This is a genomic window from Flavobacterium plurextorum, from assembly GCF_002217395.1.
Taxonomy (GTDB): domain Bacteria; phylum Bacteroidota; class Bacteroidia; order Flavobacteriales; family Flavobacteriaceae; genus Flavobacterium; species Flavobacterium plurextorum.
Window position 1 is genome coordinate 128,343 of the sequence record NZ_MUHD01000027.1, and the last position, 1,358, is coordinate 129,700.

Genomic DNA, 1,358 nt, shown 5'->3' on the forward strand with positions numbered 1-1,358 from the left:
GAAGTTTGGAAGGAAACAACCAATAATACAACCGCAACTATTACAGATTATTTAGCGGCTATAAAAGGAGATACTGGAGCGCAAGGTCCACAAGGAATTGCTGGAAAAGGAATCACAACTACAGTTGATAATGGAAACGGAACGTTTACAATTACGTATACTGATGGATCAACTTTTACCACTTCTAACTTAACAGGAGCACAAGGACCAAAAGGAGAAACTGGAGCTCAAGGAGCAACAGGAAATAATGGAAAAGGAATCACAACTACAGTTGATAATGGAAACGGAACGTTTACAATTACGTATACTGATGGATCAACTTTTACGACTTCTAATTTAACAGGACCAAAAGGAGAAACTGGAGCTCAAGGAGCAACAGGTAATAACGGAAAAGGAATCACAACTACAGTTGATAATGGAAACGGAACATTTACAATTACTTATACTGATGGATCAACTTTTACCACTTCTAACTTAACAGGACCAAAAGGACCAAAAGGAGATACTGGAGCGCAAGGTCCACAAGGAATTGCTGGAAAAGAAATCACAACTACAGTTGATAATGGAAACGGAACGTTTACAATTACGTATACTGATGGATCAACTTTTACGACTTCTAACTTAACAGGACCAAAAGGTGCAACTGGTGCAACAGGAACGGCTGGAGTAAAAGGAGATACAGGAGCAACAGGACCACAAGGACCTAAAGGAGATACAGGAGCAACAGGAAATAGCGGAAAAGGAATTACAACTACAGTTGATAACGGAAACGGAACTTTTACAATTACGTATACTGACGGTACAACTTTTACAACTTCTAATTTAACAGGACCAAAAGGTGCAACTGGCGCAACAGGAACTGCAGGAGTAAAAGGAGATACAGGCGCAACAGGACCACAAGGAATTGCAGGACCTAAAGGAGATACAGGAGCAACAGGAAATAACGGAAAAGGAATTACAACTACAGTTGATAACGGAAACGGAACTTTTACAATTACGTATACTGATGGTACAACTTTTACCACTTCTAACTTAACAGGTCCAAAAGGTGCAACTGGCGCAACAGGAACTGCAGGAGTAAAAGGAGATACAGGCGCAACAGGACCACAAGGAATTGCAGGACCTACAGGAGATGCAGGACCACAAGGAATTGTAGGACCTAAAGGAGATACAGGAGCAACAGGAAATAACGGAAAAGGAATTACAACTACAGTTGATAACGGAAACGGAACTTTTACAATTACGTATACTGATGGTACAACTTTTACCACTTCTAACTTAACAGGTCCAAAAGGTGCAACTGGCGCAACAGGAACTGCAGGAGTAAAAGGAGATACAGGAGCAACAGGACCACAAGG

At 41.0% G+C, this 1,358-nt stretch carries 1 protein-coding gene; it reads left to right on the forward strand.

The annotated features are described in order from the left end of the window. A partial coding sequence (locus B0A81_RS14330) for a beta strand repeat-containing protein (protein WP_394364159.1) occupies positions 1-1,358 on the forward strand: 1,358 nt, incomplete at both ends.